This is a genomic window from Pseudomonas sp. PA-7-1E (genome assembly GCF_021605325.1).
In the GTDB taxonomy this organism is placed as follows: Bacteria; Pseudomonadota; Gammaproteobacteria; order Pseudomonadales; family Pseudomonadaceae; genus Aquipseudomonas; species Aquipseudomonas fluorescens_BV.
Map to the genome: position 1 here is coordinate 10,486 of NZ_WKFA01000031.1, position 23,507 is coordinate 33,992.

At 58.9% G+C, this 23,507-nt stretch carries 16 protein-coding genes; 8 read left to right on the top strand and 8 right to left on the bottom strand.

All coding sequences use genetic code 11. The features are described from left to right. Positions 1-13: 13 nt before the first annotated feature. The 5 genes from GIW79_RS18880 to GIW79_RS18900 form a co-directional block, all read right to left on the bottom strand. Complete coding sequence (locus GIW79_RS18880) at positions 14-430, bottom strand: hypothetical protein (RefSeq protein ID WP_131672226.1); 417 nt, start codon at positions 428-430, stop codon at positions 14-16. After that, positions 431-2,566 carry a hypothetical protein gene (locus tag GIW79_RS18885; RefSeq protein WP_131672225.1) on the bottom strand — a complete coding sequence of 712 codons (2,136 nt, stop codon included), beginning with the start codon at positions 2,564-2,566 and terminating at the stop codon, positions 431-433. Further along, positions 2,567-4,027: a site-specific integrase gene (locus tag GIW79_RS18890; protein WP_131672224.1), complete on the bottom strand. Its 1,461-nt coding sequence runs from the start codon at positions 4,025-4,027 to the stop codon at positions 2,567-2,569. It lies immediately after the preceding gene. After that, positions 4,024-5,220: a tyrosine-type recombinase/integrase gene (locus GIW79_RS18895; protein ID WP_236454051.1), complete on the bottom strand. Its 1,197-nt coding sequence runs from the start codon at positions 5,218-5,220 to the stop codon at positions 4,024-4,026. The genes GIW79_RS18890 and GIW79_RS18895 overlap by 4 nt, the downstream gene beginning before the upstream one ends. A gap of 191 nt (positions 5,221-5,411) precedes the next feature. Then, entirely contained in the window at positions 5,412-8,306 is a 2,895-nt protein-coding gene (locus GIW79_RS18900) for a ribonucleoside-diphosphate reductase subunit alpha (protein WP_032879843.1), read from the bottom strand. A gap of 813 nt (positions 8,307-9,119) precedes the next feature. Between GIW79_RS18900 and GIW79_RS18905 the strand changes: the two genes are divergently transcribed. Further along, a complete protein-coding gene (locus GIW79_RS18905; RefSeq protein WP_034128451.1) occupies positions 9,120-9,845 on the top strand; it encodes a response regulator in 726 nt (241 codons plus the stop codon). After that, entirely contained in the window at positions 9,842-11,452 is a 1,611-nt protein-coding gene (locus tag GIW79_RS18910; RefSeq protein WP_054922153.1) for an ATP-binding protein, read from the top strand. Before GIW79_RS18905 ends, GIW79_RS18910 begins: the two co-directional genes overlap by 4 nt. Positions 11,453-11,556: 104 nt before the next feature. Here GIW79_RS18910 and GIW79_RS18915 read toward each other — a convergent pair whose 3' ends face one another. Beyond that, positions 11,557-12,273: a 4'-phosphopantetheinyl transferase family protein gene (locus GIW79_RS18915; RefSeq protein ID WP_072448791.1), complete on the bottom strand. Its 717-nt coding sequence runs from the start codon at positions 12,271-12,273 to the stop codon at positions 11,557-11,559. Positions 12,274-12,411: 138 nt separating this feature from the next. Here GIW79_RS18915 and GIW79_RS18920 point away from each other — a divergent pair, with 138 nt between their 5' ends. From GIW79_RS18920 to GIW79_RS18930, 3 genes are read left to right on the top strand one after another with little or no spacing between them, the layout of a single operon-like run. Beyond that, positions 12,412-12,720 carry a hypothetical protein gene (locus tag GIW79_RS18920; RefSeq protein WP_003193560.1) on the top strand — a complete coding sequence of 103 codons (309 nt, stop codon included), beginning with the start codon at positions 12,412-12,414 and terminating at the stop codon, positions 12,718-12,720. A gap of 18 nt (positions 12,721-12,738) precedes the next feature. Continuing rightward, positions 12,739-13,416, top strand: coding sequence for a response regulator (locus tag GIW79_RS18925; RefSeq protein ID WP_003193559.1), 678 nt, complete (start codon positions 12,739-12,741; stop codon positions 13,414-13,416). Beyond that, complete coding sequence (locus GIW79_RS18930) at positions 13,413-14,759, top strand: ATP-binding protein (RefSeq protein ID WP_019817208.1); 1,347 nt, start codon at positions 13,413-13,415, stop codon at positions 14,757-14,759. The genes GIW79_RS18925 and GIW79_RS18930 overlap by 4 nt, the downstream gene beginning before the upstream one ends. Positions 14,760-14,887: 128 nt before the next feature. Here the strand turns inward: GIW79_RS18930 and GIW79_RS18935 are convergent, their stop codons facing one another. Then, entirely contained in the window at positions 14,888-15,886 is a 999-nt protein-coding gene (locus GIW79_RS18935) for an AraC family transcriptional regulator (RefSeq protein ID WP_054897925.1), read from the bottom strand. 338 nt (positions 15,887-16,224) lie between these two features. On the opposite strand from GIW79_RS18935, the gene GIW79_RS18940 reads away from it, so the two are divergent. The 3 genes from GIW79_RS18940 (at position 16,225) to GIW79_RS18950 (ending at position 19,257) form a co-directional block, all read left to right on the top strand. Continuing rightward, positions 16,225-17,556, top strand: a complete 1,332-nt coding sequence (locus GIW79_RS18940) for a dicarboxylate/amino acid:cation symporter (protein ID WP_003189258.1) — start codon at positions 16,225-16,227, stop codon at positions 17,554-17,556. A gap of 133 nt (positions 17,557-17,689) precedes the next feature. Next, positions 17,690-18,676, top strand: a complete 987-nt coding sequence (locus GIW79_RS18945) for an XdhC family protein (protein WP_072448789.1) — start codon at positions 17,690-17,692, stop codon at positions 18,674-18,676. Further along, a complete protein-coding gene (locus GIW79_RS18950; RefSeq protein ID WP_072448787.1) occupies positions 18,673-19,257 on the top strand; it encodes a nucleotidyltransferase family protein in 585 nt (194 codons plus the stop codon). Before GIW79_RS18945 ends, GIW79_RS18950 begins: the two co-directional genes overlap by 4 nt. Positions 19,258-19,808: 551 nt before the next feature. Here the strand turns inward: GIW79_RS18950 and rne are convergent. Then, positions 19,809-22,967: a ribonuclease E gene (gene rne / locus GIW79_RS18955; RefSeq protein WP_236454048.1), complete on the bottom strand. Its 3,159-nt coding sequence runs from the start codon at positions 22,965-22,967 to the stop codon at positions 19,809-19,811. Positions 22,968-23,507: the final 540 nt, after the last annotated feature.

Below are 23,507 nucleotides of genomic sequence, written 5' to 3' on the forward strand. Positions count from 1 at the left end.
GCCATCCTGCTGTCTACCGGATTTCTTTTGGCTTGGCATATGGCAACGGGCGGTCGAGGTCATCCAAGGTGAGACCTCCCCTGACAGCGTTGTGGCTCCACCGAACAAACTGCTCCAGAAGAGCATTGTTTTCACGTGTCAGGCGCTCTACGCGGGCCTCTAGAAGCCTGACGCGTTCCAGGGCCTTATCCGTCTCAACCGCGCTTCGAGAAACCCTTACTACGCCGTTGTCATCCTTGGCGTGCTCTTTGGCATGATCCCAGGCAGATTTGATGCGTGGCTGCCGGAGCATCGCAGCCTTGGTGTACTTGTGGCCGATTTCTACCTCTAGCATGGCTAGATAGCGATCCCAAGTAAGTAGCCCGACCCAGCCGTCCAGCAGGCGTACAGCCTTGTCGATCCCGGCGTCATTTAGCTTTGGCGCACCCATTTAGAAAAACCCCATGTCCAGTAGCAACTTCTCGTCGGCGTCCACATCGTCATCGACTTCTGCCTCAGATTTCTTTGGCGCTTTTGCGTCTAGATTAACGATCCTCACGGCTTGGGCCAGCCCAGCCTTTGACTGCGAGTTGTCAGGAGGTGGCAATGTGATAAACGTTCCATCAGCAATGGTTGGATCGTTCAGCTTGGTCAGAACAAGGCGCCATCGTTCGAGTTTAGGCTGGTGAAGCTTCAGCCACCTTGATGCGCCTGGCTCACCACGTTCGTAAGCCGCTTCAGCATCCGCGACAGCTTTTTCGTGGAGCTTGAATTGGAACTCGGCCTCGTCGTGATGGCGTTTGTCGCCCTTCACAAACGTGTGCTCTCCACAGCTCACGCAGTCCTTATCCTTGGGGCATGGGGTGAGTGCGTGATCATGACGGCAAATGCCGTAGCGGGTGCGGTGAGTCGCTCCTAGCTCCAGCTTAAGCGCCTGCTCTCGGGTGAGGCCGTGAGCAATTGCAATCGAATTCACTTTGGCTTCCAGATGCCCCTCGACCTGGAGTGGCCGCTGTTTGGCCCCAAGCTTCAGATAGGCCTCAATGAAGGCCTCTTGAGGCAGGTGGTCGTACCATTCGTTCTGTTTTACGTTTTTGCGACCAGACCAAAAAGCAATGAGAGACTCACTGAGGTGCTTGCTTTGGGCGAGGGTATTCAGCAAGTGGCGGAAGTCGTGCGTGGTAATGCTGATAGTGCTCCCGTCGGGGTTCACCTTGTTATTCCGACTGAACGTCGTAACGCCGCCAGGATTGGCTCCTAGCTGATTATTGAACTGATTGGTCGACAACGATGAGGGGACGTACAGCAGCGGCTCAGCGTTTGGCCTGAGGATGTTCTCTGGAAACATGAATAGTGCTTCGTGCCACTTTAGCCCGGTATGCCCATCAAGGATCGGAAAGGCGGCAGGGAGCTTTCCGAGCGCAAACTTTTCCAACGATTTGAACTCGTAGAGTGGTGCACTTCCAGATTTGAGTCCTTCTTCCAATCGCGACTGGTCATGGGTTATCTCGCCCGTCTTTATGAGTCCATAATTCTTTGCCTTGCTGCTATGGATAGCCGTTTCTTTTCCGAGGATTTTTGCTGCCTCAAGTAATGTTATCGGCAGCCCACGAAGGTGCTCTAGGTCAGGCGGAAGGTAGATGTCGTTAGGGTTTTTTGCATACCAGGCTGCGGCGGTGCGTGCTGGAGCTCCAAGTTCAATCAAGTATCTGACGGTCTCTTTCACCACAGCCTCAAACTCATCGGAGGCAGCGAACTTGGTCATCGCCCCTGCGCCTTTTGCTGGAGCCCATGCAATGCCCATAATAGGGCCGTCTTTTGTATCTGCTGAACGGAGACAGTCTACTGGAAGGCTTAAAATTTCAGCTGACCGGCTCGGGGCATACATGGCAAGAGACACAAAAGCAGTTGTCAGCTTATCTGACACGTTGGTGCTGGTGTGATGGATTTCTGCCAGTGCCAGGATCGATTCTAGAGACGGAAGTCTTGCCACAGCTTTATCGGATTCTTTGGTAGCAATCCTGTCGTTTCTGACCGGGGCCTTGTATTGGATCGGGCTTCGCCACTCCAATAGACTTGGTGTAAGTCGTGCGGGGTTAACCACCTCTGTCACGATCCTTTCCAGAACCCTTGCCGTAGTCCAAGAGTCAGTGAACCTAGCTGTCAATAAATCACAGGCCTTATCAAGTACGAAAGGAGTTAGCTGGGTAACGCATGGTCTGAGTTTGGAGTCAATCAGTGCCTGTTCAATGGCTTGGAGCGCGTATAGGTGCCGTTTGAATTCAGCGAGACGCAATCGGCGCATCACCTCACTGAATGTCGCCTTTGCAAAGCACAGGAAGTCCTTTTCAAAAGGAACTTGAACGATTGACCGGCTTCTAGATTCGTCTCGCATTGACTTGAAGTGCGCAACTTTCTTCAGTTTTCCCTGCGCTCTCCCAATGTTAAAAGTAGTGATGTCCCAGCTATTACTTTCCCAATCGATATTAGTAAAAGGAAAGTTTGCTTTGGCGTGCGAAATGAATAGCTCCAGATTCTCTCGGGAACTCAGTGCGTCTCTGCCAACAAAATGTACGATTTCGCCCATTTAAATTACTTCTTCTGATGTGTCGCGGATCGTGATGATTTGTTGAATCGCAGACATTGCACTGTGATTGATCTGGCGGATCCTCGGCTCCGTTTCGACCTCTTGATCCGCTACCAGAGATGACATCAAGGTTTCCCAGGGTGCACTCAGCAAAGGCTCGAAATGGGCGCACCCAGCTAGGCAGGCGACGGGAGCGTTCTGGTGGCATTCGGCGCGGGTTCCACATGCACCAACAGGCATTCCCATCAGCCTCATGAAGTCCGTGATAACGGCGTCAGGATCCCCGGCCCTGGTCGCTTCGTGCAGCCCTGAAATAGGCTTGCCTTGAAATGCCCGTGCGAAGTATCCCATTTCTTTGCCCAGCGCCTCTCGGATAGGCATTTGGAGCTCAGGCATGGATGCCCGGTAGTATTGGATACATGAGGTACTTCGGTGGGTGAGCAAACGCGCCACTTCATAGTCCGAAGCCCCTTGGGCCAGAGCCCTGGTGGCAAGGGTGTACCTAAAGCGATATGGGGTGATTGCGATCTTGGTTCCGAGGCGCTCTGAGTATGTATCCAGCTTTCGAATAACTGAGCTCATACGATGCCCCAGAGCTTGAGAGGAAAGCTCATCGAATAACGGATCGTCAATGCCAGCCAGGTTCGCTGGCGGATGCTTGTCTAGGTAGCTAATCAAACACTCCGCGAGCACCGTAGGTGCTCGACGCAACCAATGTTCTAGAGACGCAGTCATTTCTCCTTTGGCTAATGGAACCTTTAGTGTCACCTCCATACCGCTCTTGCTGTGGATGATGACATCTTTCTTGTTCATCCTATGGGCTTGAGACGGCCTAACGCCTGTTCCAATAAAGAACCAACAAATGGTGTAGTCGGCTTGACTGATTGTCCCGTTTGAATACGCCCGATTGAGCTCATGATGAACGTTGTGAATTTCCTGCTCGGTAAGCGCACCCTTTTCGGGGTCATTGGTAATTAAACCAAAGTAGGCGCCGGTGCTCTTTTCTTCCCACTTATATGGATGTTCAAGAAAGTCGAGAACCGAATCTGACAATCCTGGCAAGCTAAGATCTGAAATACGGCGAAGCAAAGGTATTACAAAGGCCCTATAACTTAATGGGACTTTGTTTAGAGAATTTATTTCTGAGATATCAATATAATCTTTGGAAGCCATTTCTGGCAGTTCGAACCAATTTCTAATGGCATACAGGATCGTTCTATTGTAAGAAAGGCTATGAGTAGATAAGGTCGTTTTAATTGAGGCATATATGCTTTCGTGCAATATGTTGCCGGGCCTTAAACTGTCAAGGCGCATAGGATTCGAGTTGCCGTCGCGGTCATTGATTCGCAGGATTTGGCCCATTTGAATTTCAATTATACGACCGTCCAATAGAACGACTCTGCCATTTTTTGCACTTGGCGATGCTGGTTGATTATTAATGGCGTTGTTTGCGTAGGTCATTTAGAGGAATCTTCTTTCTTTTTATTCAGATCGTTAGCCAAGTCTTCGGCAATTTTGTCCGCTTTTTCACGGATGTGCCTTCGGGCATAACGCTCTTCCATTTTGGACTTTTTCGACCAGCCATTGAGGCGGTTCCTGACCTGTTTTTCTTCTTCTGGCTTCATCCGCTCTTCAGGAGGAAGGCTGTCAATCTTTCTGCTCAGACGATCATTCCAAGTCCGGCGTAATGCATGTGGAGCAATACTTGTGGGCAAGCTGTTTTTGCGGCGGAGCTCTCTGAACGCCAAGTTAATTGCTTCTACAGAAAGGTGATCGCCTTTGCTGGTCGTGAAGAGGTAGCCATGTTTTCGCGCTTTCGCCGGGATTTTCGCCCAGTGGTTCATGACGAATTGATGGAATTCGTATGCTGTCTGCTCGGTTATTGGCAGCGTTCTCGCAATGGTTTTTGATACCCGCACTTTCACGCGGCGGGTAGCATGGTTGATGTCTTCCACCCTGATGTACCGAAGCTCACTGCGTCTGATCGCCGTATCGTTGAAGATTCGGTATATCAGGTGATTTCGGTATTGGTGAAAGTCCGACTGAAAGGGGTTGGTCTCGGATCCCGGCTCGAAGGCGGCATCGATGGCATCCATAAGCTCTTCCAAAAGCCCTTCCGGAGCGTCTCCCTCGTCTGATGGCACAGCCCTTGGCTCTTGAGCTCGCAACGCGGCAATGGCCCTTTCTCGTGCTTTTGAAAGGTCTTTCCTTGGCTTCTCGGATGCCTTTGGGTTAATGCGCTCATGATTGAACTCCAGAAAGTTCGCCACTGTGCGGATTCTGTATCCACCCTCCACTGCGGAAATCAATGTTCTGGGTGCGTTCGGGGCACCCCCGCTGCGTACCTGTTCCAGTCGCACAATTTTACGAGGCCGAGTTTGCAGAGACTCTGCTACCAGTTGGTCTTGCGCGCCCCGATCCATACGAAGGAAGAAAGCTAGATCTTCGCATTGCTCGACCGAGAGGAACGTTTCTGAGCGCAACGCTGCGTCAAGGTCAAGTTTCCAGGTAGTCGCCCACAGGTACGCCATGCCCAGGGTACGGAGCACTTTTTCAATGGTGGTTACGGCGAAGCCCACATCTCGATATCGGAGAGTGGCATACACATTTGGAAGGAAGGGAGGACGACCTTCGTGGTCAACGAGCACTGCCATGGGTAGGTCGTCTGACGCGGTGAAAGATCTGAGGGAATAGCTGACCAAAGTATACGCTTCCGACCTGTGAGCTAGTTTGGCCGGGGAGTATAGGTAGCGGTATACGACAAGTAAACCCTCTAACCCCTTAGTTCCATTGGGGTTAGAGGGATATAACTTCTAGAATGTATACGTTTTAAAACTTATGAACCCTATTGGCAAGCTTCGCAATCCGGCTCGTCAATGGCGCAGGCCTTTGGCACCGGCGCCGGGCCGGCTGGCGCTGCGAGTACCGAGTCATCACCGTGGTTGCCGCTGGACACTGCGTTCAGCTTGCCGGTGTTGATGGTCGACTTCTCGGTGCTGGTGGCGGCCAGGGCACGGAGGTAGTAAGTGGTTTTCAGGCCACGGTACCACGCCATGCGGTAGGTCACGTCCAGCTTCTTGCCCGAAGCGCCGGCGATGTACAGGTTCAGGGACTGGGCCTGGTCGATCCACTTCTGACGACGGCTGGCGGCGTCAACGATCCACTTGGTGTCCACTTCGAAGGCGGTCGCGTAGAGCTCTTTGAGTTCTTGCGGGATGCGCTCGATCTGCTGCACGGAACCGTCGTAGTACTTCAGGTCGTTGATCATGACCGAGTCCCACAGGCCACGGGCCTTCAGATCGCGAACCAGGTACGGGTTGATCACGGTGAATTCGCCCGACAGGTTCGATTTCACATACAGGTTCTGGTAGGTCGGTTCGATCGACTGCGACACGCCAGTGATGTTGGCGATGGTGGCGGTCGGTGCGATGGCCATGATGTTGGAGTTACGAATACCCTTCTGCACACGGGCACGTACCGGGGCCCAGTCCAGGGTTTCGTTCAGGTCGACGTCGATGTACTTCTGGCCACGGGCTTCGATCAGGATCTGTTGCGAATCCAGCGGCAGGATGCCCTTGGACCACAGCGAACCCTGGAACGTCTCGTAGGCGCCGCGCTCGTCGGCCAGGTCGCAGGAAGCCTGGATCGCGTAGTAGCTGACCGCTTCCATGGACTTGTCGGCGAACTCGACCGCTGCATCGGAACCGTAAGGGATGTGCTGCAGGTACAACGCGTCCTGGAAGCCCATGATCCCCAGGCCAACCGGACGGTGCTTGAAGTTGGAGTTCTGCGCCTGTGGCACCGAGTAGTAGTTGATGTCGATGACGTTATCGAGCATGCGTACGGCGGTGTTGACGGTACGCTCCAGCTTGGCGGTGTCCAGCTTGCCGTTGACGATGTGGTTCGGCAGGTTGATCGAGCCCAGGTTGCAAACGGCGATCTCGTCCTTGTTGGTGTTCAAGGTGATCTCGGTGCACAGGTTCGAGCTGTGGACCACGCCCACGTGCTGCTGCGGGCTGCGCAGGTTGCATGGGTCCTTGAAGGTCAACCATGGGTGGCCGGTTTCGAACAGCATGGACAGCATTTTGCGCCACAGGTCTTTGGCCTGGATGGTCTTGAACAGCTTGACCTTGCCTGGGTACTCGGTGAGGGCTTCGTAGTACTCGTAGCGCTCTTCGAAGGCCTTGCCGGTCAGGTCGTGCAGGTCCGGCACTTCGGATGGCGAGAACAGGGTCCACTTGCCGTCATCGAAGACGCGCTTCATGAACAGGTCAGGGATCCAGTTGGCGGTGTTCATGTCGTGGGTACGACGACGGTCATCACCGGTGTTCTTGCGCAGCTCGATGAACTCTTCAATGTCCATGTGCCAGGTTTCCAGGTAGGCACATACAGCGCCTTTGCGCTTGCCACCCTGGTTCACGGCAACGGCGGTGTCGTTCACCACTTTCAGGAACGGTACGACGCCCTGGGACTTGCCGTTGGTGCCCTTGATGTACGAGCCCAGTGCACGCACTGGGGTCCAGTCGTTGCCCAGGCCACCGGCGAATTTGGACAACATGGCGTTGTCGTGGATCGCGTGGTAGATGCCCGACAGGTCATCCGGCACGGTGGTCAGGTAGCAGCTCGACAGCTGTGGACGCAGGGTGCCGGCGTTGAACAGGGTCGGGGTCGACGACATGTAGTCGAAGGACGACAGCAGGTTGTAGAACTCGATCGCACGGTCTTCTTTGTTCTTCTCTTCGATCGCCAGGCCCATGGCCACGCGCATGAAGAACACTTGCGGCAGTTCGAAGCGGATGCCGTCCTTGTGGATGAAGTAACGGTCGTACAGGGTTTGCAGGCCCAGGTAGGTGAACTGCTGGTCACGCTCGTGGTTGATCGCCTTGCCGAGTTTTTCCAGGTCGAAGGTGGCCAGGATCGGGTTCAGCAATTCGAATTCGATACCTTTGGCGATGTAGGCCGGCAGGGCCTTGGCGTACAGGTCGGCCATCTCGTGGTGAGTGGCGCTGTCGGCGACTTTCAGGAAGCCCAGGCCTTCGGCACGCAGGGTGTCCATCAGCAGGCGGGCGGTCACGAACGAGTAGTTCGGCTCACGCTCGACCAGGGTACGGGCGGTCATCACCAGGGCGGTGTTGACGTCGGTCAGGGCCACGCCGTCGTACAGGTTCTTCAGGGTTTCGCGCTGGATCAGGTCACCATCGACTTCTTCCAGGCCTTCGCAGGCCTCGGTGATGATGGTGTTCAGGCGGCCCAGGTCCAGCGGTGCGAAGCTGCCGTCGGCCAGGGTGATGCGGATCGACGGGTGCGCTTGTACGGCGGCTTCTTCGGCCGGAGAACGTACTGCACGCTCCTTGGCGCGCGAGTCACGGTAGATCACGTAGTCGCGGGCCACTTTTTGCTCGCCGGCACGCATCAGGGCCAGTTCTACCTGGTCCTGGATTTCTTCGATATGGATAGTGCCGCCCGATGGCATGCGACGCTTGAAGGTCGCGGTGACCTGTTCGGTCAGGCGTGCAACGGTGTCGTGGATGCGTGACGAAGCGGCAGCGGTGCCGCCTTCAACTGCAAGAAACGCTTTGGTGATGGCGACGGTGATTTTGTCATCGGTATAAGGAACGACAGTGCCGTTACGCTTGATCACGCGCAGTTGGCCAGGTGCAGTGGCGGACAGATCCAGGTTCGAATCAGCGGCCTGCGGCACGGAGCCCTGCGGGTTCTCGCGAGTTGTGTCGGTTTGCATGAGGGGGTGTCTCCACATTCTATATTTATTTGGGCACCATCACGGTGCCCACCGTTCCGTCCTGAAGCACTTACAGCAGGCCTGGGCCTGGCATAACAACTTCGGGACAGGAGGAAGGGAGCTCATCGCGCCGCTTCCATGCCGAAGTCTTTGGTTCGGGGCCGGGGAGCCCTTCGCCGTATTCCTGGTGGGTGACAGTGGCCCCATTCAAGCCCTGCAACACCCGTACCGTTTTCTGCCAATCGGGTTGGAAAACGGCCGCCATCCGCGTGCGCGGTTTGGGCTTTCAAAAAATGCTTTGGTTCAACCAAACGCGAGCAAGAAAGCGCTTGAGTTTCTTGTCTGATCTGTGTTTGGTCTTTTCGCTGAAAACCCTACATGTAGGGTTTTTTTAGCGCCGAGGTACAAGATAATGCGTTTTTGGGGGCTTAGCAACGCACTACCTGTGGATAACGCTGTGGGTAAAATGTGTATGAATCATGGAACACCCGTGTAGGCCGCATTACTACTGGATTACACCGTTTGTCACCGAATATTCCCGGGTAGAAACTGCCGGCGGGAATTTTGAGGGCGCGAACCCTACCACAAAAAATCGCCATGACCGAATGGATTTCCCGGCTTGTGTTCAAGGGCCGGTGCATGGCTACAATCGGCCTTGATCTGGGCGATAGCGTGCTTGCTCCATATGACAACTGTAGGAGCGAGCTCGCTCGCGAAAATCGTCAACGATAATGCGGTAAACCCGGATAACCGCGGTGCCCTTGCGTTCTTCGCGAGCAAGCTCGCTCCTACAATAGAGAACCGAGGTAGCGCATGGAGCAAGAAGCCTGGCAGATACTGATCGTCGAGGACGACGAGCGACTCGCCGAGTTGACCCGTGAGTACCTGGAAAGCAACGGCCTGCGTGTGTCGGTGGAAGGCGATGGTGCCAAGGCCGCGGCGCGCATCATCGCCGAGCAGCCGGACCTGGTGATCCTCGACCTGATGCTGCCCGGCGAAGACGGCCTGAGCATCTGCCGTAAAGTGCGCGAGCGCTATGACGGCGTGATCCTGATGCTTACCGCGCGCACCGACGACATGGACCAGGTGCTGGGCCTCGACATGGGCGCCGACGACTACGTGTGCAAACCCGTGCGCCCGCGGTTGTTGCTGGCGCGTATCCAGGCGCTGCTACGCCGCAGCGAGCCGGTGTTGCCGCCCGCAATGGAACATCAACGCCGCCTGCAGTTTGGCCCACTGGTGGTGGACAATGCCTTGCGCGAAGCCTGGTTGCATGAGAGCAGCATCGAACTGACCAGCGCTGAATTCGACTTGCTGTGGCTGCTGGTTGCGAACGCCGGGCGCATCCTGTCCCGCGAAGAAATCTTCATAGCGCTGCGTGGTATCGGCTATGACGGCCAGGATCGCTCCATTGACGTGCGTATCTCGCGCATTCGGCCAAAGATCGGCGACGATCCGCTCCACCCACGCCTGATCAAGACCATCCGCAGCAAAGGCTACCTGTTCGTCCCCGAAGCCGCTGCCGATATGCCGCTGTGAACTCGATCTTCCTGCGCATCTACGGCGGCATGTGCGCGGCGCTGATCCTGGTGGCGTTGCTCGGCGCTCTGGCACTGCACCTGCTTAATGACGTGCGCAGCGGCCAGTACCGTGAGCGCCTGGCCCACGGCACCTTTGCGTTGATGGGCGATAACCTGCAACCCATGAGCACCATTGAACGGCAGCGCGCCTTGGCGGTGTGGGAGCGCTTGCTGGGCATCCCGCTAGAGCTGCGCACGTTCACCGATGCGCAATTGGACCTGGGCCAGCGCAACCGCCTGCAACGCGGCCAGGTCCTGGTTGAGCAGACCGGGCCTCATGCGGCGCGAGTGCTGCGGTTAGTCAGCGAGCAAGAGCAATTGGTGCTCACGGGCGAAGTGCAGCAGATCAGCGAGCAATTGGCCCGTGCGACTATTTACCTGCTGGCCGACGAACTGGTGCGTTTCCCGGTGGCCGAACAGCCCCAGCGCCTGGCCGACATCAAACACGCCAAGGGTTTTGGTTTTGAAATGCACCTGATGGCCCTTGACCAGGCCGACATGGACGACGACCAGCGTCGTCGCGTGGCGGAGGGCGATACGGTGATGGCGCTGGGCAAGGGCGGCGATTCGATTCGCGTGTTTGCCGGCATGGTCGGCACCCCGTGGGTACTGGAGATCGGCCCGCTGTACCAGATGAACCCGTACCCGGCGCAATGGCTGATCCTGATCACCTTGATCGGCCTGACCCTGATCGGCTTGATCGTCTATCTGCTGGTGCGTCAACTTGAGCGTCGGCTCAAAGGCCTTGAGGCGGCGGCTACGCGTATCGCCAAGGGCAACCTGGAAGTGCGCGTACCCGCGCGCGGTGCAGACTCGGTCGGGCGGCTGGCGGCAGCTTTCAATGGCATGGCCGAGCACCTGCAGCAATTGCTGGCGATTCAGCGTGAGCTGGTGCGCGCGGTCTCCCACGAGTTGCGCACACCCGTCGCGCGCCTGCGTTTTGGCCTGGAGATGATCGGTGACGCCGCCACGCCCGAGGCGCGGCGCAAATACCTGGAAGGCATGGATGGCGATATCCAGGACCTCGATGGCCTGGTGGACGAGATGCTCACTTATGCGCGCTTGGAACAGGGTGCGCCGGAGCTGAATTTCCAGCGCGTAGACCTTGATGCATTGCTCGATCAGGTGATTGGCGAATTATCGCCATTGCGCCCGCAGGTCACCGTCACTCGGGGTATTTGCCTGTCTTCGGCACATTGGGATGACGCCTGGGTCGACGCTGAACCGCGCTACTTGCACCGTGCCCTGCAAAATCTGGTGAGTAACGCCATGCGCCACGCCAGAGGCCAGGTGTTGATCAGTTATCAGGTGGGGCAGGTGCGCTGTCGCATCGATGTGGAAGACGACGGCCCTGGTGTGCCGGAAAGCGCCTGGGAGCGGATCTTCACGCCGTTCCTGCGCTTGGATGACAGCCGTACCCGCGCTTCTGGCGGGCATGGCCTGGGCTTGTCGATCGTGCGGCGGATTATCTATTGGCACGGCGGGCGGGCGCTGATCAGCAAGAGCAATAACCTGGGTGGGGCGTGTTTCAGCCTGAGCTGGCCCAGGGATCAAGATAAACCCTGAAAACCTAACTGTAGGAGCGAGCTTGCTCGCGAAAAACCTCAACGATAACGCGTGCTGCCTGAATAAACGCGGCGCCTGTGAGTTTTTCGCGAGCAAGCTCGCTCCTACATTGCGATAGCCACCAAGCTCAACAACTGCTCCCCTTGCACCACAAACTGCCCTTCCAGCTCTTTGCCATGCTTCCATTCTTGCGAAAGATCGGTCAGCAACCGCAGGCGCACCTTCCCAGCCGCTGACCACTCCAACACCTCGGCATGCTCGAAATAAAAGCGCTTGTGCACGATCGGATAGAGCGCCTTGAACAAGCTTTCCTTCACCGAAAACGTCAGCGTCACCAGCAAGGCGTGTTGCTCACGGGGCAGGGCGGCCATGCGCTGGAGCTCATCGGCCGTCAGAATTTCCCCGGCCAGGCGTTCGGCCCGTTCCACCGTCAGCAGATGCTCCAGGTCCATGCCCAGCCCGCGCCATTGCGCCTTGTGCCCGACAATCGCCGCAGCGTGCCCGGTGCTGTGGGTGATGGAACCACTGATATGCCCTGGCCAGACCGGGGCACGGTCTTCGCCGATGGCCGGGATGCAGTGCAGATGATCGAGTCGTTGCAGCGCTTCGCGCGCGCACAGGCGGCCGGCGAGAAATTCCGCCTGGCGCTTGGCGACCGAGCGTTGGATGCTCGCGGGCGGCGGCACATCGCAGCGCTGAAAATCGCCGTGGCTCAATAAAGCCGGGTCGAATCGCGTGCTCAAAAACACCGTGCCCGGCAAAGAAACCGGCAACGGCCAATGATCATCGAGTGGGGTGCAGCAAGCGGGTAGGGGCGTCATGCGCGGTATTTTGCCGAGTTGGTGCGCCAGTGGATAGCCCGATGCGGTTCAGCTGCGGTTCAGAGCCTGTTCAGGGGGAGTTCAGGGGCGCCTGCGTAGTCTGGGCCCCACAGCTTAAATGCGTATGAGGTAACCACCATGACTGCGATCAAAAAGCTGATGTTGGCCTTGACCATGCTCGGCGCCACTGCCGGCGTGCAGGCGTCCGATGGCGCCTTTGCGGCCTTTGGCAGCGAGAAAACCAAGAAATCCAGCAACCTGATCCATCGTGTCAGCTTCGAAGACGCCGGCACCCAGGCCGCGCCGTGGGGCCAGGCCCTGGGCGCTACCCCTGCGCAACCCGACTATCGCAGCGGCTACGCGCACCTGACTGGCCACTACAATGGCATAAAACTGCGCCCCCAAGAGCTGCAGGGCCGCTATGATATCCCCCTGTCGGCTAGTTGAATTGCAGTGGAGAACCTTATGAAATTGCTGGTGGTGGAAGATGAGGCGCTGCTGCGTCATCACCTGTTTACCCGCCTGACCGACAGCGGGCATGTGGTCGAAGCCGTGGCCAATGCCGAAGAAGCCCTGTACCAGACCGGCCAATTCAACCATGACCTGGCGATCATCGACCTTGGCCTGCCCGGCATGGGCGGCCTGGACCTGATTCGCCAGTTGCGCACCCAGACCAAGACCTTCCCGATCCTGATCCTCACCGCCCGCGGCAACTGGCAGGACAAGGTTGAAGGCTTGGCGGCCGGGGCCGACGACTACGTGGTCAAGCCGTTCCAGTTCGAAGAGCTGGAGGCACGCATGAACGCCTTGCTGCGCCGCTCCAGCGGTTTTACCCAGTCGACTATCGTTGCCGGGCCGCTGCTGCTGGACCTCAACCGCAAGCAAGCCTCCCTGGACGAGCAACCCTTGGCGCTGACCGCCTACGAGTATCGGATCCTCGAATACTTGATGCGTCATCATCAACAAGTGGTCGCCAAAGACCGTTTGATGGAGCAACTGTACCCGGATGACGACGAGCGCGATCCAAACGTGATCGAAGTGCTGGTCGGCCGCCTGCGCCGCAAGCTGGAAGGCCCGGCCGGGTTCAAGCCGATCGACACCGTGCGTGGCCTGGGCTACCTGTTCAATGAGCGCTGCCGTTGATTCGTTCGCTACGTGTGCGCCTGATGCTGGCGGCCGCCACCCTGGCCGTGCTGTTTATGCTCGGCCTGTTGCCGGCCATGCAAGGCGCGTTCAGCCTGGCGTTGCAGGATTCCATCGAACAGCGCCTGGCGTCGGATGTGACCACCCTGATATCTGCGGCGCGGGTCGACAATAACCGCCTGCTGATGCCGGCGCAGCTGCCCGATGAGCGTTTCAACCTCACCGACAGTCGGCTGCTGGGTTATATCTACGACCGTGAAGGCCATCTGGTATGGCGCTCGCGGGCGACCCAGGAAGAAAACATCAACTACAAACCGCGCTACGACGGGCGCGGCAACGAGTTTGCGCGCATTCGCGAGGCCAATGGCCAGGAATTTTTCGTGTATGACGTCGAGGTCCGGCTGCTGGGAGGCAAGAGCGCGGCGTTCAGCATTGTCGCCCTGCAGCCGGTACGCGAATACCAACTGACCCTCGAAGGCCTGCGCGAGAACCTCTACCTCGGGTTCGGCGCGGCCTTGCTGGTGTTGTTGACGCTGTTGTGGCTGGGCCTGACCTGGGGCCTGCAAGCCCTGCGACGCCTGAGCCATGAACTCGACCAGATCGAAGGCGGCACCCGCGAAAGCCTCAGCGAAGAACACCCCCGCGAACTGCTGCGCCTGACCGGCTCCCTGAACCGCTTGCTGCACAGCGAGCGCGAACAGCGTGCGCGCTACCGCGACTCCCTCGATGACTTGGCTCACAGCCTGAAAACGCCACTGGCGGTGTTGCAGGGCGTGAGCGAAGACATGGCCCAGCGCCCCGAAGAACGTAGCCAGGCGTGGGTGCTGCAATCGCAGATCGAACGCATGAGCCAGCAGATCGGTTACCAACTGCAGCGTGCCAGCCTGCGTAAAAGTGGCCTGGTGCGCCACCAGGTCCGCCTGGAACCGGTGGTGCAAAGCCTGTGCGATACATTGGAAAAAGTTTACCGCGACAAGCGGGTCACCGTGACCTTCGATTTACCGCAGGCCTGCGAAGTGCCCATCGAGAAGGGCGCGTTGCTCGAAATGCTCGGCAACCTGCTGGAAAACGCCTACCGCCTGTGCCTCAAGCAAGTGCGTATCAGCCTGGTGGAAAACCTCGATGGCATTGAGCTGTGTATCGAAGACGACGGCCCCGGCGTACCACCGGACCAGCGTGCACGGATCCTGCAGCGCGGCGAACGGCTAGATCGCCAGCACCCGGGGCAGGGGATCGGGCTGGCGGTGGTCAAGGACATCATCGAAAGCTATCACGCGCGGTTGACGTTGGGGGATTCAGCGTTGGGTGGGGCGGCGTTCAGGATTCACTTTCCTGCCTTGTGATCTGCACTGGCCTCATCGCAGGCACGCCAGCTTCCACAGTTGATCGGGTTTACAAATTTTGATGTGTGAATACATTCAAGTGTGGGAGCTGGCTTGCCTGCGATGAGGCCCTCCCAGCCAATACACCGCTAACTCTCCTGCGCTCTATAGGCCCCCGGCGTCAGCCCTGTCCACTTCTTGAACGCCCGATGAAACGCCGACGGTTCGGAAAACCCCAACTGCTCGGCGATCTCCTGCAAAGACAAATCCGCCCGCCCCAGGTGGTAAATGGCGATATCCCGGCGTAACTCATCTTTCAATGCTTGAAAGCTCGTGCCTTCTTCGCGCAGGTGCCGACGCAGGGTCTGTGGGCTGATGTGCAAGTGCTGGGCGACGGCTTCCAGGTCTGGCCAGGGCGTGCGGTCGCGGCTCAGCAGGCGGCGCAACTGGCTGCTCAGGCTGTCACCTTCATCCGGCCGGGACAACAAGTCGGCAGGGGAGCGCTGCAAGAAGTGCTTGAGGGTGCGTTCATCCTGCAACAGCGGCAGGCTCAGGTAGCGGCTGGGAAACACTAGGCTGCTGGTCGGCGCGCCGAACACCTGGGGGCAGGGGAACAGCAGGTCATATTCACCGGCATGGGCCGGCATCGGGTAACTGAAGGTGGCCTGCTGCAGCCGGATACGCTGGCCGATCAACCAACTGCCCAGGCGATGCCAGATCACCAGCAGGCATTCACTGAGGAAGTGGTCCGGGTCCCATAGCTGTGAGTCGTCCAGGCTCAGGCGCGCCATGTCGCCTTCTTTGGTCAGTTGCCAGCGTGGGCCTTGGGGGAACAGGCTATAAAACAATAAGCCGCGCTCCAGCGCCTTCTCCAGCGTGCGGCAATGGATCAGCGCGTGGCACATCATGGCGAAAGTGCCGCGTTTGCTCGGCCCTTCGGCAAACCCCAGGTATTCGTCATCCAACCCCAGCCAGAGCATTTGCAGCAAGCGGGCAAATTGCTCTGGAGCGATGCGGGCGCGGGGTTCGGTCAGCAGTTCCGGGGTGATGCCCACCTGCTGCAACACCCCCGAGTAGTCGAAACCGGCTCGGCGCGCACCGCCGAGGGCCGCTCGGGCGTAATGGCTGGCGATGGTACGTTCACGCATGCAACGGCCTCATCCATGGAGTGGCGGATGGTAGCCATCACCCAGTGGCGCGACAAGGCGGATATCCGCCAAATTGTAGGACGAGACAGGATGAGTGGGCGGAAATCCGCCACTGTGTTGCACTCTCCGGAGTCGCCCGTGAACCCAAAGCCCTGATGTCTAAAGGCCTTCAGCGTGTTTAAGCAAAGTGGCACGCTGTTTGCGATAAGGATTACAGCGCAGGCTTGCTCCTACAGGCTTCGCAAACAACAAATCCCTCCAGTGCAGGAGGGTTCGCAATTCAAGTGCCGTGGGCAATGGCGGATATTTGCCACACGGGACGATTGAGGAACTTTGCAATGACGACTCGTCAGCCAATCTACAAATCCCTGTATTTCCAGGTGATCGTTGCAATCGTTATCGGTATTTTGCTCGGCCACTTCTACCCGCAGACCGGCGTGGCCCTCAAGCCACTGGGTGACGGCTTTATCAAGCTGATCAAAATGGTCATCGCCCCGATCATCTTCTGTACCGTGGTCAGCGGCATCGCTGGCATGCAAAGCATGAAGTCGGTGGGCAAGACCGGCGGCTACGCGCTGCTGTACTTCGAAATCGTTTCCACCATCGCCCTGCTGATTGGCCTGGTCGTGGTCAACGTGGTGCAGCCGGGCGCCGGCATGCACATCGACGTCGCGACCCTGGATGCTTCCAAAGTGGCGGCCTACGTCACCGCCGGTAAAGACCAGAGCATCGTCGGCTTTATCCTCAACGTCATCCCGAACACCATCGTCGGCGCCTTCGCCAACGGCGACATCCTGCAAGTGCTGATGTTCTCGGTGATCTTCGGTTTCGCCCTGCACCGCCTGGGTGCCTACGGCAAGCCGGTGCTGGACTTCATCGATCGCTTCGCCCATGTGATGTTCAACATCATCAACATGATCATGAAGCTCGCGCCAATCGGTGCCCTGGGTGCCATGGCGTTCACCATCGGCGCCTACGGTGTCGGTTCCCTGGTGCAGTTGGGCCAGTTGATGATCTGCTTCTACATCACCTGCATTCTGTTCGTGGTGCTGGTGCTGGGCGCTATCTGCCGCGCTCACGGTTTCAGCGTGTTGAAGCTGATCCGCTACATCCGTGAAGAACTGCTGATCGTACTGGGCACCTCGTCGTCGGAATCCGCACTGCCGCGTATGCTGATCAAGATGGAACGCCTGGGCGCGAAGAAGTCCGTGGTCGGCCTGGTGATTCCAACCGGTTACTCCTTCAACCTCGACGGTACGTCGATCTACCTGACCATGGCGGCTGTGTTCATCGCTCAGGCGACCGACACCCACATGGACATCACTCACCAGATCACCCTGCTGCTGGTGCTGCTGCTGTCGTCCAAAGGCGCTGCTGGCGTGACCGGTTCGGGCTTCATCGTACTGGCCGCCACCCTGTCGGCCGTTGGTCACCTGCCGGTTGCCGGCTTGGCGCTGATCCTGGGTATCGACCGTTTCATGTCCGAAGCCCGTGCGCTGACCAACCTGGTGGGTAACGCAGTTGCCACCATCGTTGTGGCCAAGTGGGTCAAGGAACTGGACACCGACAAGCTGCAAAGCGAGCTGGCGTCTGGCGGTACCGGTATCTCCGAAACCCGCGAGCTCGATGACCTGGGCGTGGCTGAAGGCCCGGCGCCTGTCGTCAAGTAAGTGGCTGCGGGCGTGAACTGACGCCAGCGCTATCCGTAAACGCCCCGACTGGTTCGGGGCGTTTGCGTTTCTGGCGGGATACAACCGATATTTTTGGTTTACAGTGAGCGCGACAGTACTTACCGGAGGCCTGATGGACAGTGTGGATCTGAACGTCCTGCGCAGCGTGCTGCAATGGCGCCGCGCCGGGCAGCGCGTGATGTTGTACAGCGTGGTGCAAACCTGGGGCAGCGCGCCGCGCCCGCCGGGGGCGATGCTGGCCCTGCGCGGTGATGGCGTGGTGATTGGCTCGGTGTCGGGCGGTTGCATCGAGGATGACTTGATCGCGCGCCTGCAGGACGGCCGCTTACCCGCTGACGGCCCGCCCGTGCAGTTGGTGACCTACGGCGTCACCCGCGACGAGGCGGCGCGTTTTGGCCTGCCCTGCGGCGGCACCCTGCGGCTCACCGAGGAGCGCGTGGAAGAGTGGGGTTGGGTCGAAACGCTGCTGGCGCGTTGTGAAGATCATCAGATTATCGCTCGCGAGCTGAACCTGGCCACCGGCGAAGTGACCTTGAGCGCCGCCAGCAAGACCGACGTGGTGAGCTTCGACGGCGAACGCTTGCGCGCCATCTATGGCCCGCGCTGGCGCCTGCTGTTGATCGGCGCCGGGCAGCTGTCGCGCTACGTAGCGGAAATGGCACGTCTGCTGGATTTCGAAGTGCTGATCTGCGACCCCCGCGAAGAGTTCGTCTACGGCTGGGAGGACCAGCATGGACGCTTTGTGCCGGGCATGCCCGACGAGGCGGTGTTGAACATCCATACCGATGAACGCACGGCCATTGTCTGCCTGACCCACGATCCACGTTTGGATGACATGGCGTTGCTGACGGCGCTGAACTCCACGGCCTTCTATATCGGCGCCCTGGGTTCGCGGGTCAATACCCAAAAGCGTCGGGAGAACCTGGCCGCGCTGGGCCTGTCGGCGGAGGCCATTGCGCGTTTGCACGGGCCGATCGGCCTGCACATCGGCAGCCATACGCCGGCGGAAATTGCGCTGTCGCTGATGGCGGAAATTGTTGCGATCAAAAACGGGGTGGCACCGATGCAGAAAAAACCGATGGCAGTGGTGGCCGAGTGACGGTGACGGCGATTGTGCTGGCGGCGGGGCAGGGCAGTCGTTTTCGTGCCGAAGCTGGAGCTGATCAAGACAAATTGCTCGCCGCGTGTGTGGGGCTGGATGGCGTTAGCCGGCCGGTCATCGAGCAGGTGTTGCGCAACTTGCCTGAGCGTGTGGTAACGCGCTGGCTGGTGACGTCGCCGGAGCGCGGGGAGGTTATCCGCCTGGCAGAGGCTTATGGCTGTCAGGTTGTACTGCTGGATTCGAGCGGTATGGGCGACAGCATTGCGGCGGCGGTCAAGGCCAGCGGTGCAGCGGATGGGTGGCTGGTGGTGTTGGGGGATATGCCGTTTATTCGGTCATCGAGTATCGAACGGGTGATTGCCTGCGTGGAGGGCGTCACTGTACCGGTATCTGCCGGGCAGTACGGGCACCCGGTGGCTTTCCATCACAGGTTTGGGCCGGCGCTGATGGCTCTGAGTGGGGATCGTGGGGCCAGGCCGTTGTTTGCACAAACTCAGGTGCGAGAAGTGCAGGTAGATGATCCTGGTGTGCATTGGGATGTGGATGTGCCGCAACGGTTGAGTTTTACTGCAGGTTAAGTGTGGCAGCTGGCTTGCCTACGATAGCCATAGGTATCTACTTAGAGCCGACGTTGGACCTGTGGCGAGGGAGCTTGCTCCCGTAACGGCCTGATAGCCGGCGCTTATCTACCTGACGCACCACCGTCCAATGTGGGAGCTGGCTTGCCTGCGATAGCGGCCTGACAGTCAACACAGTTGGATTGTGTACATATCCATTCCTGCGGTAACGGCCACTTAAGGTTCCGCCCTGACGGCGGCTAAATCGCTGCCGGTTCACCCCCAAAATCCCTGTCGAATACCGGCCGGCGTGGTTTGACGGGGCGCCTAAGATCAAAAGCAGATCAAGAGCGACTCGCTTCGCATCGTGGTTACCGTCTGCCGTTACAGCCCACAAAGTTGTGTAGATACCTCTGCTGCGATAGCGGTGTGTCAGTCACCGCCACGCTGGCTGAATCGACGCTATCGCAGGCAAGCCAGCTCCCACAGTGATCGCATTCCAGGTCGAGATAATCAGCCATAAAAAAGCCCCGCCTGATCACTCAGGCGGGGCTTTTTAGTGGCTTATGGAATCAGACGAGGGGTTTAGGCTCGTGCTCTGCTTCCTGGGCCTCGTGCTCTAACGCCTTGGCTGCGGCTGCAGCAGCTTCGGCTTCCTTGCGGCGACGACGCACTTCACGCGGGTCGTTCGGCGCACGGCCGTTTTCGGTGAGGGCGCTTGCAGGTGCAGCTTCAACCACCGGGGCGGCCACTTCGGCAACCACCGGGGCTTCAACTTCAACCACGGGCGCAGGCTCCGCAACCGGCGTCGGCTCAACCACTGGGGCTGGCTCGGCGACGACTTCAGCAACCGGTGCCGGTGCTTCTTCTACCACTGGGGCAGGCGCTGGCGCTTCAACCGGTGCAGCCGGTTCGGCGGTCCACTGGAAGGCGGTCTGTTCTTCGCGAACTTCACGCACAGCCGGGGCAGCTTCTTCGACCACCGGAGCTTCTGCAGCCGCTTCGACTACTGGCTGCGGCTCAACCGATGGAGCTGGCTCAACGGCAACCACGTCGGTTTCTGGCTGTGCATCGCGAACCGGGGCAACTTCCACTTCCGGAACCACTGGGGCTTCGACAGGGGTCGTGGCTTCAACGACTGGCGCTTCAACAACCGGCGCTTCAACCGCTGGGGTTTCGGCGGCTGGCGCTTCTACGGCAACAGTGTCTTCGATGGCAGCGGTAGCACGTTCGGCTTGCTCGTGAGCCTGGGCTTCAGCAGGTGCGCTGATGACTGAGCTGGCAACGGCAGCGGTAACGGCCAAACCGGCAGCCAGTTCGGCGCCTGTTGGCTCGTTGTTGGCAGCTTCTGCGTTCTCGCCGGTTTCTTCCGAACCTTCGATTACGTTGCCGTTGGCATCACGCTGACGCTCACGACGGTTGCTGCGACGACGCTGGCCGCGGGAGCGGCGGCGTGGACGATCGCCTTCGGCGTTGTCCTGGCCGTCTTCCTGCAACTGCTCTTCGCCGGTCAGTACTTCTTCTTCGGTGGCAGCAGCGGCTTGCTCGGCGCGTGGTTGACGCTCTTCACGTGGCGGGCGCGGTTGGCGCTCTTCGCGTGGTGCGCGTTCTTCACGCGGCTGGCGGGCCGGGCGTTCTTCGGTGCTAACGGCTGCGGCAGCGGCAACGGCAGGTGCCGCGTCCAGAGGCTCGCGCAGTTCACGCACGCGTTCTTCACGCTCGCCACGTGGCTTGCGGTCTTCACGTGGAGCGCGTGGGGTACGTGGGGCGCGCTCTTCACGCGGTGCACGTTCTTCACGGGCGACGGTCGGGGTTTCTTCGCGGGCTTCGCGAGGCGCACGCTCTTCACGTGGTGCGCGTTCTTCACGCGGGGCACGTTCTTCGCGAGGCTTGCGCTCTTCGTCACGGCGGCCGTTGCGGTTACGGCTCTGCTGGCGACCGTTGCGACGCTCTTCGTTGCGCGCCGGGCGCTCGGTGGCAGGTTTTTCAACCACAACCGGGGCAGCAGGCTCTTCCTTGGTGGCGAACAGGCTGACCAGCGTCTTCACCAGGCCCTTGAACAGGCTTGGCTCAGGCAGCGCGGCCGGCGCGGCAACCGGGGCGGCAGCTTCGGTCGGTACCGGTGCGTTGGCACGGGCCGGTGCAGTCTTCACCGCGGCTTCCTGGCGAACCAGGGTGCGGGTCGCAGCGGCTGGCTGGACTTCTTCGACTTCGGCGGCAGCCGCGGCGATTTCATAGCTGGACTGCCCGCTATGGGCTTCCGGGCTGTCGTCACGCAGGCGCTGTACTTCGAAGTGCGGCGTCTCGAGGTGATCGTTCGGGAGGATGACGATACGGGCACGGGTGCGCAGTTCGATCTTGGTGATCGAGTTGCGTTTTTCATTGAGCAGGAAGGCGGCAACCGGAATCGGCACTTGCGCGCGAACTTCGGCGGTGCGGTCTTTCAGGGCTTCTTCTTCGATCAGGCGCAGGATCGCCAGGGACAGCGATTCAACGTCACGGATGATGCCGGTGCCGTTGCAACGCGGGCAGACGATGCCGCTGCTCTCGCCCAGGGATGGACGCAGGCGCTGACGGGACATTTCCAGCAGGCCGAAGCGCGAGATACGGCCCACTTGTACGCGGGCGCGGTCAGCTTCCAGGCATTCGCGGACTTTCTCTTCCACGGCGCGCTGGTTCTTGGCAGGGGTCATGTCGATGAAGTCGATCACGATCAGGCCGCCGATGTCACGCAGACGCAGTTGGCGGGCGATTTCTTCAGCCGCTTCCAGGTTGGTCTGCAGGGCGGTTTCTTCGATGTCGCTGCCTTTGGTCGCACGTGCCGAGTTGATGTCGATGGACACCAGAGCTTCGGTCGGGTCGATCACGATGGAGCCGCCGGAAGGCAGTTCGACCACGCGCTGGAAAGCGGTCTCGATCTGGCTTTCGATCTGGAAACGGTTGAACAGCGGAACGCTGTCTTCGTACAGCTTGATCTTGCTGGCGTACTGCGGCATTACCTGGCGGATGAAGGTCAGGGCTTCGTCCTGAGCTTCAACGCTGTCGATCAGCACTTCGCCGATGTCCTGGCGCAGGTAATCGCGGATGGCGCGGATGATTACGTTGCTTTCCTGGTAGATCAGGAACGGCGCGGAACGATCCAGGGACGCCTCTTTGATAGCGGTCCACAGTTGCAGCAGGTAGTCGAGGTCCCACTGCATTTCTTCGCTGCTGCGCCCCAGGCCGGCAGTGCGCACGATCAGGCCCATGTCGGCCGGTGCGATCAGGCCGTTCAGCGCTTCACGCAGTTCGTTGCGCTCTTCGCCTTCGATGCGACGGGAAATACCGCCTGCACGTGGGTTGTTCGGCATCAGCACCAGGTAACGACCGGCGAGGCTGATGAAGGTGGTCAGGGCTGCGCCCTTGTTGCCACGTTCTTCTTTTTCGACCTGGACGATGACTTCCTGGCCTTCGCTCAGGACGTCCTTGATGTTCACGCGGCCTTCAGGGGCTTTCTTGAAGTATTCGCGGGAGATTTCTTTGAGGGGCAGGAAGCCGTGGCGCTCGGAGCCGAAATCGACAAAGGCAGCCTCAAGGCTTGGTTCGATGCGAGTGATACGGCCTTTATAGATGTTGGCCTTTTTCTGCTCGCGTGCACCGGATTCGATGTCCAGGTCGTAGAGGCGTTGGCCATCTACCAGTGCAACACGCAACTCTTCGGGTTGAGTTGCGTTAATCAGCATTCTTTTCATGTTGTACCGTCGGTTTCCGGGCTGCCGGAAACGGCGTTCGGCACACACGACTTCTCACGGTCGGTGTCAGGTGCGTCAAGAGTGGTTGGCCACTCCAGTGTCCAGCAAAATCGGCCAATTGGGCCAATATCGCGACGGACGCGTCCTGCTCGTTAGCGGTGGTGACAAAGGCACCACTTCAACAAAAGCTAAGGTCAGGAGGAGGAATCAACCGGCGACTGTGGACGAGATGAAGCGTCTAAAACAAGCCTAGTGCTACACAGTCCGACGGTTGTGCATCTCCACCCTACACGTATCCCTGATAATTCGGGTGCTGCCGCGCGCAGAATCCGCAGCGGGTTGGCATTTACCGTGTTCTCCAATGGGGAGTCCACGCTCATGGCTAAACAAGACTAGGTGTGGGCGGTTGCGCTCTCACTCAGCTCTTAACAGGCGTTGTTTCCGAAGCATTCGCCATGGTCTGGCTCAAAACTGACTGCACTTTGTGAACTGGCCGTAAATATCGGCGCAAAAGGCGAGTATTCACTCTGCTTTCTGCAC